Source organism: Actinomycetota bacterium (genome assembly GCA_018830725.1).
Taxonomy (GTDB): domain Bacteria; phylum Actinomycetota; class Humimicrobiia; order JAHJRV01; family JAHJRV01; genus JAHJRV01.
In genome coordinates, this window is the sequence record JAHJRV010000167.1 from 1 (window position 1) to 8,476 (window position 8,476).

At 32.2% G+C, this 8,476-nt stretch carries 13 protein-coding genes and 1 pseudogene; 9 read left to right on the forward strand and 5 right to left on the reverse strand.

Annotated features, from left to right (window positions below):
• The 9 genes and pseudogenes from KKC53_07220 to KKC53_07260 all read left to right on the forward strand — a co-directional run.
• A partial coding sequence (locus KKC53_07220) for a hypothetical protein (protein MBU2598937.1) occupies window positions 1-279 on the forward strand: 279 nt, incomplete at its 5' end.
• 641 nt (window positions 280-920) lie between these two features.
• Entirely contained in the window at window positions 921-1,205 is a 285-nt protein-coding gene (locus tag KKC53_07225) for a nucleotidyltransferase family protein (GenBank protein MBU2598938.1), read from the forward strand.
• A pseudogene (locus KKC53_07230) lies at window positions 1,202-1,531 on the forward strand (DUF86 domain-containing protein). The gene KKC53_07225 and the pseudogene KKC53_07230 overlap by 4 nt, the downstream one beginning before the upstream one ends.
• 152 nt (window positions 1,532-1,683) lie before the next feature.
• Entirely contained in the window at window positions 1,684-1,983 is a 300-nt protein-coding gene (locus KKC53_07235; GenBank protein MBU2598939.1) for a nucleotidyltransferase family protein, read from the forward strand.
• Window positions 1,967-2,158, forward strand: coding sequence for a DUF86 domain-containing protein (locus KKC53_07240; GenBank protein MBU2598940.1), 192 nt, complete (start codon window positions 1,967-1,969; stop codon window positions 2,156-2,158). Before KKC53_07235 ends, KKC53_07240 begins: the two co-directional genes overlap by 17 nt.
• Window positions 2,159-2,431: 273 nt before the next feature.
• Window positions 2,432-2,755, forward strand: a complete 324-nt coding sequence (locus KKC53_07245; GenBank protein ID MBU2598941.1) for a hypothetical protein — start codon at window positions 2,432-2,434, stop codon at window positions 2,753-2,755.
• Window positions 2,748-3,086 (forward strand): type II toxin-antitoxin system PemK/MazF family toxin, encoded by a 339-nt coding sequence (locus KKC53_07250; GenBank protein MBU2598942.1) that lies wholly within the window; start codon window positions 2,748-2,750, stop codon window positions 3,084-3,086. The genes KKC53_07245 and KKC53_07250 overlap by 8 nt, the downstream gene beginning before the upstream one ends.
• A gap of 259 nt (window positions 3,087-3,345) precedes the next feature.
• A complete protein-coding gene (locus KKC53_07255) occupies window positions 3,346-3,516 on the forward strand; it encodes a hypothetical protein (GenBank protein MBU2598943.1) in 171 nt (56 codons plus the stop codon).
• Window positions 3,517-3,550: 34 nt separating this feature from the next.
• Window positions 3,551-3,745 (forward strand): hypothetical protein, encoded by a 195-nt coding sequence (locus KKC53_07260; protein MBU2598944.1) that lies wholly within the window; start codon window positions 3,551-3,553, stop codon window positions 3,743-3,745.
• Between the two features lie 97 nt (window positions 3,746-3,842).
• Here the strand turns inward: KKC53_07260 and KKC53_07265 are convergent, their stop codons facing one another.
• The 5 genes from KKC53_07265 to KKC53_07285 all read right to left on the reverse strand — a co-directional run.
• On the reverse strand, window positions 3,843-5,045 hold the full coding sequence (locus KKC53_07265) for an FAD-dependent oxidoreductase (GenBank protein ID MBU2598945.1): 1,203 nt from the start codon (window positions 5,043-5,045) through the stop codon (window positions 3,843-3,845).
• A gap of 15 nt (window positions 5,046-5,060) precedes the next feature.
• On the reverse strand, window positions 5,061-6,932 hold the full coding sequence (gene cooS / locus KKC53_07270; protein MBU2598946.1) for an anaerobic carbon-monoxide dehydrogenase catalytic subunit: 1,872 nt from the start codon (window positions 6,930-6,932) through the stop codon (window positions 5,061-5,063).
• Window positions 6,929-7,522 (reverse strand): 4Fe-4S dicluster domain-containing protein, encoded by a 594-nt coding sequence (locus KKC53_07275; protein ID MBU2598947.1) that lies wholly within the window; start codon window positions 7,520-7,522, stop codon window positions 6,929-6,931. The genes cooS and KKC53_07275 overlap by 4 nt, the downstream gene beginning before the upstream one ends.
• Before the next feature lie 175 nt (window positions 7,523-7,697).
• On the reverse strand, window positions 7,698-7,934 hold the full coding sequence (locus KKC53_07280) for a MoaD/ThiS family protein (protein ID MBU2598948.1): 237 nt from the start codon (window positions 7,932-7,934) through the stop codon (window positions 7,698-7,700).
• 58 nt (window positions 7,935-7,992) lie between these two features.
• On the reverse strand, window positions 7,993-8,476 hold a 484-nt coding region (locus KKC53_07285; GenBank protein MBU2598949.1), incomplete at its 5' end, for an aldehyde ferredoxin oxidoreductase C-terminal domain-containing protein.

Sequence of the window (8,476 nt, forward strand, 5' to 3'; positions counted from 1 at the left end):
AAAGAGAATTTAATATTTAATGAATTTGAAGAGGGTTATAAAAAATACATAGTTGAAGATGATTGGGGTTGGTTTCAAAGAAGTAGGGTTTATAATATTGAATTTAAAAATATAAAAAAGAATGATAAAAATTATTCATCTGAGGTTTTAGTTCAAAGGGTTTATGAAGATCCTAATTTAGCAATTAATTATAGCGACATTATAACTATTAATTTTATAAAAGAAAATAACAGATTTTATATAGAAGATTTCACTTTAAAAGAGATAAAAGAGAAATAATTTTTAAAATATTTTTGAATTTTCTTGACATATTTAGTATTTTATGTATAATTAAGAATATAAGTTATTTTTTAAAGTTTTTTTAAGTCAATTATATAAGTATTTGACACTCTCTCAAAGAAAGATAATTGCACCATTAAAGGTTAAAAAAACTAAGAGAGTCAAATAAAATAGAGCTTTATGAAAATAACCTCTGTTTTTAAGATGTGATCCTTTAATTTTTCACTGGAGACTTGAGAATATCAACACTCTGGATAAGGAAAAATTTAAAAGGTAAACATAAAAAAAAGATTTTGAGATCATCAGATGAGATCATCAGAATCTTTAGTAAAAAGGGAATCTGACACTCCTTTTTAAGAGTATATTAGTAAGGAGTGTTTTTGGCATTTCAAAATATTAATTAAAAGACCTGATAAATAGAGCTATGGGGTGAGAAACATTTCTTATAAAATTAGCTAAAGAAAAGCCCCAAAGCTCCTTTTTTAAAAAAAATAAATTAATAAAGGCAGGGGATTAGATTCTCTTGCCTTTTTCAATTTAAAGGAGGTAAAAAAGTGAAAGGATTTAAACTTTATATATGAATAACAAAAATAATGTAAAATATTAATAAAATGGAAAATATAAAAGAAAAAGAGGGAAAAATGAATATAAATAAAATCAAGAATAAAATTATTCCGGTATTGAAAAGATATCAAGTTAAAAGAGCAGCTTTTTTCGGTTCAATTGTAAGAGGTGATTATAATAAAGATAGTGATATAGATATTTTGGTAGAACTTCCAGAAAATGCTAGTCTTCTTGAACTCGCTGGTTTAAAGATAGAACTTGAGGAGATGTTGGATAGAAAAGTTGATGTTTTAACCTATAACTCTTTACACCATCTTCTTAAAGAAAGAATATTAAGTGAGCAGGAGGCAGTAGTATTATGAAAAAAGATTATAGAATTTTAATAGAGCATATTTTAGAATGCATAAATCTTATTGAAAAATATATAGGGAATATTACAGAAGAAGATTTTTTTAATAATGATTAATTACAAGATGCTGTAATAAGAAGGATTGAAATAATTGGTGAAGCTGTTAAAAATATTCCTGAAGATTTAAAGAGAAAATATCCCGATATTCCCTGGAAGAGAATTTCTGGAATGAGGGATGTTATAGTTCATGACTATTTTAAGGTAGATTTAAATTTAACATGGCAAGTTGCTAAAGTAAGAATAAAAGAATTAAAGGAACAAATAAACAAAATTAAGTAAATTATAATTAACAATAATAATATTTTTTAAAGGAGCAGACTATAAAAACTGCTCCTATTTTTATTTATATTAAAAGGCAAGGGATTTTTTCTCTTGCCTTCTTTCTTATTATATAATTATAAAAGCAAATTTTAAATATGGGAGAATAGGAAATGAATAAAGAAGAAATTAAAAAAATCATAAATGAACACAAAAATATTTTAAAAAAATATAAAGTTAAATCTATTGCTCTATTTGGTTCGTTTGTAAGAAATGAGCAAAAAGGAGATAGTGATATTGATTTTCTTATAGTCTTTAACAAGGGAACTACTCTTTTTGATATTGTTGACCTTCAATACAATCTTTCAAAAATACTAAAGAAAAAAGTAAGTATTGTATCAAAAGGAGGATTAAGTAAATATATTGGACCACATATTTTAAAGGAGGCTGAAACTATTGGAGAGGGATTTTAAGGCATACCTAAACCATATTCTTGATTCTATAATCTTGATAGAAGAATATACTGCGCGTCACTCTTTTGAAGATTTTAAGAAAGATAGAAAAACAATAGATGCAGTTATAAGAAATTTTGAAATAATGGGAGAAGCAAGTAGCGTACTACCAAAATATTTAAGGGAAAAATATTAAACAGAACTTACCTGAACTAAAAAAGCAAATAAAATTTATTTTGGAGAGAGAAAATTAAGATTTGAAAAAATTTTATTAAGTTTTATAGGAGCAGACTAAAAACTGCTCCTTTTTGTTTCTCAGTGGGTGGGTGCTAAATTAAGTTCATAGTGAGCGTTATAGATTTATAGCATTCACTATTTTATATATATAAAATAAAAGATTTGACATCAATATTTTAATTGTAGTATTATTTATATCATTATCAATATGATAAATAATAGGAGGAAAAATATGTGGAATTATAACATTAGTCTAATAAATGCTTTTAAAGAACAAAATAAATCAAAAACTAAAAAACCAATAACTATAACAATTGATCCTGATCTGATTCAAGTTGTAAATGAAATAAAAAATGAATATAAAAATTTAAAGTCTAGAAGTTCAACTATTGCATTCATAATAAAGAGTTTTTATGAAATTAGTAAGTTAGAAAAGCTGAAGGTAGAAACTGTAAAGTATTATAAATCTCTTACAGAGAAAGAAATTAAAGAAGATAAAGAGTGGGCAGAATTTTCAACTAAACAGGCTGAAAAGGTTTGGGGTCAAAATGAATGAAAGAAATTTTCCTGAACAAAGAAGAATTTATTTGGCTAGAGTAGGAGAAAAGAAAAGACCTGTTTTGGTAGTATCGATTAATGAAAGGAATAAATATGCAAATGATGTTATTGTTGTTCCTATCTCAACTACAATTAGAGAAGCACCGACACATGTGAAATTATACCCAAGTAAAAGTGGTTTAAGAGAACCATCAACAGTTAAATGTGAACAAATAACAACTATTAAAAAAGATGAATTAATTGGTGATCCTGTAGGTAGAATTGGTACGCCAGATTTTTCAGAGATACAAAAAGGAATTTTAAGAGCTATCGGTATTTCAGTTAATTAAATTAATTTAAAAAATATAATTATTAAAGGAGCGGACTTTAAAAACTGCTTCTATTTTTATATAAAAACCTGAAAATAGTTTAAATAGAAGGTATGTTTTTATTAAACTATTTAAACTGTTTAAATAGTTTAATATTTTATCTATTAATTTTTAAACCTTTTTGATAGAAAAAATTTATCAATAAATTAAATTCTAAGATTAGAAATTAACATCTTGACATTTTTACATTTTTACTATATATTATATTTGGTGATGTAAAATGAAGAAAATGACAATATATTTATCTGATGATCTACATAAAAAGATAAAAATAGTTTCAGCACTTGAAGATAAAAGCATGAAGGATCTAATAATCAAAGCAGTTAAAAAAGAAATAGATAAATGGGAAAAAACTAAAAGTGAAACCATATTTACTGTATTTCAAAAATAATTAAAAAATATTAAAATATTATTTAGGAGGAAAAATGAAAAAGAAAGAAGTTTATAAGTATAATCAAATTAAAATAGATAAAAAATATAGAGGAAAAGTAGTGGCATATTATAAAGGTAAAATAATAGCTTCAGGTAAAACATTAGATGAAGTAGAGAAAAAAGTAGGCGGTAAAAAAAGAAAAGTTTTTTATGGTCAAGTACCCAAAGAAGATTATATTATTGTTTAAGGTAATAGACCATTAAAAGTGCACTAACTTTGTTCTTTAACAATCAAAATACGTCTATAATAAGAAGAGACTTTTGTTCTTTTAAAAGGAATTTTCTTTAGTTTCTAAATAGTTGGTGTGCGAAGTTAGAATATTGGAATGTGTTTTTAAGCATAGGGTGTATGAATGAGGAAATATCTAATTTCCTTTTAATCAGGAATAAATATAACCCCCCACTTTTCAAGTCACCAATGAAGATCAATCCCTTGAGCACACTATTATCGAGGACAAGCTTGCGGTAAAATTCCTTGCCCTGTTCCCGCATTACTTCTGGTTTTTCTTCCCGTCCCATCCCAATGGTTAAGATAGGCAGACCGAAGACCTTAAGTACGTTCCATGCCACACTTCCGTCGTAGGTGATAGGAATAGAGGTCATATTCATAGCAGCAATGTGCCCTTGTTCTCTAGCTACTGGCCAGAGAGCATTAATTCTTTTATCCTCGTAGACAATGTCCAGTGTTTCTACAACATCTCCAGCTGCGTAGATGTCTTCCATGTTCGTTTGTTGATGCTCGTTAACAACAATACCATGCTGAATCTCTATACCACTATTAGTGAGGAAACTCACATTTGGACTGACACCCTTCCCAAATACAACTAATGCACATTTTCGCCTTTTACCTGACTCAAGGTAGATCTCTCCTTTGGTGATCTGGATGATTTCATCATCCTTGATAATCTCAATTCCTTTCTTCACCAATACCTTCTCCACAATAGTAGATGCAGGGAAATCAAGGATTTGGGAGAGAACACGTTTAGATCTAATCACAAAGGTAACATTCATCCCCAGTTGGTACAGTGCTTCTCCAATCCTCATGCTAACCAAACCTCCACCAGCAATGATGGCTCTTTTTCCTGTTTTCACCAATTTTTTCATTTTCTGGATATCTGATAGTTCACGTATTGTGAAGACAAATGGTAAATTTGCTCCTTTGACCTGTGGTATAACTGGAGAAGCACCACTAGCAATGAGGAGTTTATCAAAAGCAAAAACTTCACCTGTGGAAACAGTCACCTCTCTTCTCTGTGAGTCAATTCCTATTACTTCTTTACCTTTTAGAAATTTAGCCCCTGCAGGCTCAGGTAGAAAGATATTTTCCTCTTCAACTGCACCAGAGAGGAGGTAGGGTAGAAGAATCCTTGAGTAGAGTTGTGTTTTTTCTTTTTCAAGGATGGTTATTTGGCCAGTAGGGTGAATCTTGTGAAGTGTTTCTGCAGTGGCTAAACCAGCAGCACTGGCACCAATTATCAAATATTTCAACTTCAAATCTCCTTTTTATGATAGCCCTAATTTTTTCCTTTTCTTTTCAATATGGTCAATAATCAGTTGAGCTCCCTTTTCTGGATCCGGTTCAACTGCAAATGTAGCCCCGACTACGCCCTCTATGTCTTTGGTTAATAAAGTAGTAACTGCTGAACTTCCAAGAACAGGAGGTACAGTACCCAGAACTGTAAATATTCCTGAACTAAGAACATATACACCAATACTGACTGCCTTTTCTGACATCCATTCAGGAGCAGAACCGGCCACAGGCAAATCACTAATATCTACTTTTAAAGTATTGGCTATTGCAGATAATAGAACCAGAATGCGGCTAATATCAACACAAGAACCCATATGAAGCACAGGTGGAACACCAAGGGCTTTACAGATTTCTTTAAGTCCATCCCCCGCAAGTTCTGCTGCCTCTGGAAGCATCAAACCTGCCTTTGCTGTGGCAATGGCATTACAGCCAGTGGTAACAACTAATATGTTATTTTTTATCAACTTCTTAACTAGTTCTATATGACCATAGTCATGAGGAATTTTGGGATTATTACATCCAACCACACCTGCTGCTCCACGAATTTTACCAGCAACAATGGCATCAATTAAGGGTTGGGGAGTGCCACCAAGGGCCTTTAGAATTGCCTCAACAGAGAAGCCAGCAACTAATTTGACTGGTTTTTCAGGAATCATCACTTTTTCAGGGATTCTATTGGGGAAATTCTCAACTGCTGTTTTAACTATTTCCTTGGCTATATCTACAGCTTTATGTTCATCAAATTCAATATGTTCAGCTCCAGGAAATTTTGCTTTTGGAGCGGTGGAAATAATCTTAGTATGATAACACTTAGCTACATCGGGCAGAGAGGGCATTATACATTGGTAATCCACAATCATCGCTTCTACGACCCCGGTGATAATGGCTAATTCCTGGGTTAAAAAGTTCCCCGCTAAGGGAATTCCTTTTCTCATTAAAAGCTCATTTCCTGTACAACACATTCCAGAAATATTTATTCCTTTTGCCCCATTTTTTTGGGCTAATTTAATCAATTCTTTATCTGAAACAGCTTTAACAATCATCTCTGAAAGGAGAGGATTATGACCATGGACAATGATGTTTACCATGTCTTCCTTTAAGACTCCCAGATTGACTGTGGATTCAACTGGTCCAGGAGTGCCAAAGAGGACATCGCTTAACTCAGTGGCAATCATTGAGCCGCCCCAACCATCGCTTAATGCTGTTCTAACTCCATGAAGTAGAATATTTATATAATCAGCATCAACTCCAATATGGGTTCTATGCATAATCTCCACAATTTCTCGGTCAATGCCTCTTGGCAAGACGCCAATTTTTTTCCAGAGTTCTTTCCTTTTTTCAGGCGCTCTTTGGATAAACTGGATTTCACCTTTTACCATTCCATATTCCTTCATTATTTCTGAGGCAAGTTCTTTGGCTAATTCTTGCTTATCTTTTCCATCCAGACTAATTTTGTACTCTTCACATAAACGATGCAATTTCTCTTCATCCTTGATTTCATATCCCTGAGTCTCTCCCATGGCTGTATGTTCTAAAGTTTCCACAATATCTCTACCATGATCAGAATGAGATGCGGCTCCTCCAGCAATCATTCTTGCTATATTACGGGCAACAATTGTATCTGCAGTTGCGCCACAAATTCCCTTTTGAGGAGCATCTCCAAAGGGGTCAATTTTACAAGGACCCATATTACAGTTGCGGCAGCAGATACCTAACAGCCCAAAACCGCATTGGGGTTGCTGATCTTCAAACCGATCCCAGACAATTTCGATTTTTTCTTCTTTTGCTTTTTCTATAAGCTTCTGAGCCGAAATATCAATTGTTTTCAGTTCTATATCTTTCATCTTTCCATCCTTTCTTTAATCTGAAATAAACTTTTCCCCATATCTCGCCACATCTTAATAGAAACAGGGATTTTTTCAAATGGTTCTTCTTTCATAGTTGCGTAGATTAAATCTGCAACCTTTTTTCTCTCAAGTTTGGTTATTTCTTCAACTTCCTTATACTGTAAAGCCTTAGTTGGACAAGCTTCAACACAGGCAGGTAATCTATCTTCTTTTTTTCGGTCTATACAACCATCACATTTTAGTGCCTTTTGATCTTGTCTTTCAACTTGAATAATTGAAAAGGGACAGACAATAAGACACATCCAGCACTTGATACATCTATATGAATCGATTAAGATAGTTCCATTTTCTATATTTATTGCCCCAGCAGGACATATATCAAGACAGGGAGCTGGATCACAGTGCCTACAATGAACAGGAAAAGTTGTGAAGTTTGGACCTAAACCAACTTCAATTCTTTTTTGAGGAGAAGGCGTCTCGAAAATAGAATAAAAAATGTTTTTTGTTTCAGAATGTTCCACAGCACAGGCAATCTCACAGGATTTACAACCAACACATTTTTCTGGATAAACAAACATAACTTTCATTTCTTCCTCTTAATCTTAAAGTCATTTTACATTTATATATTTTATAACATTAATTGAAATAAGTAAATTTTTCGTAACTTTTCCAGATTTAAATCCTATCTGTTGTTACAATAACAAAATGTTAAAGATTATTACTAAATTAAAATGTTAAATTTTTATTTTTATCATAGAATAATTAGCCCCCTCCAACTGGCCAGAGGAGGATAACTTCGTCTCCATCTTTCAACTTGACATCGCTTTTACAGAACTTCATATTTACCAATATCATAATTGGCATTTTTCTGATCTTCTCTGGAAATCCTAAAAGATTCAGTAATTTGTTAACCACAGTTCCTTCTTGTAAATCCCACTGACTTTTTGGTTTTTTAACATATTGCTGAAGTGGACCTACAACTTTTACTTTAACCTTCATTTTTTTCTATTAGATTTATTAACTGATATCTCATGTCAAGACCTGACACCTTTTATTATTAAGCACGTTTTCCCCCATGTGGATAAGACTTTAAAGACCAAAGTGGCGGACCATCCCACTCCTGGTATGGACTATGAACTTCAAGTTCGTCAGCTACATATTTCAAACCCAAGATCTCCAATATTTCTCGTGTTGGGATGCCAGATTTCAGGTCATAACCATGCACTCGGTAGTAATCAGTAAGCATTTCATAGTGTTTTTTTACTTCCTCTTCGCCTTGAGGAGTTTTTTTAACTTCTGGTTTCTGTGGAAGCCAATCATGTTTTTTGGTTATACCCTGTCTGACATTGAAAGCTCTTTCAAGGGTATAGATCCTATCCGCTATCTCCTCTAACTTTGCGGCATCAAAATCAAAGCCAGTTGCTAACGTTAACAATTTTGCTAAACCATCAAATAGAGGGTACTTCCAGACTAATGGCACAGCACAGACCCAACTATTTACTGCACCTTTACAACGCCCAATAGCATCTGTAAGTGTTGTA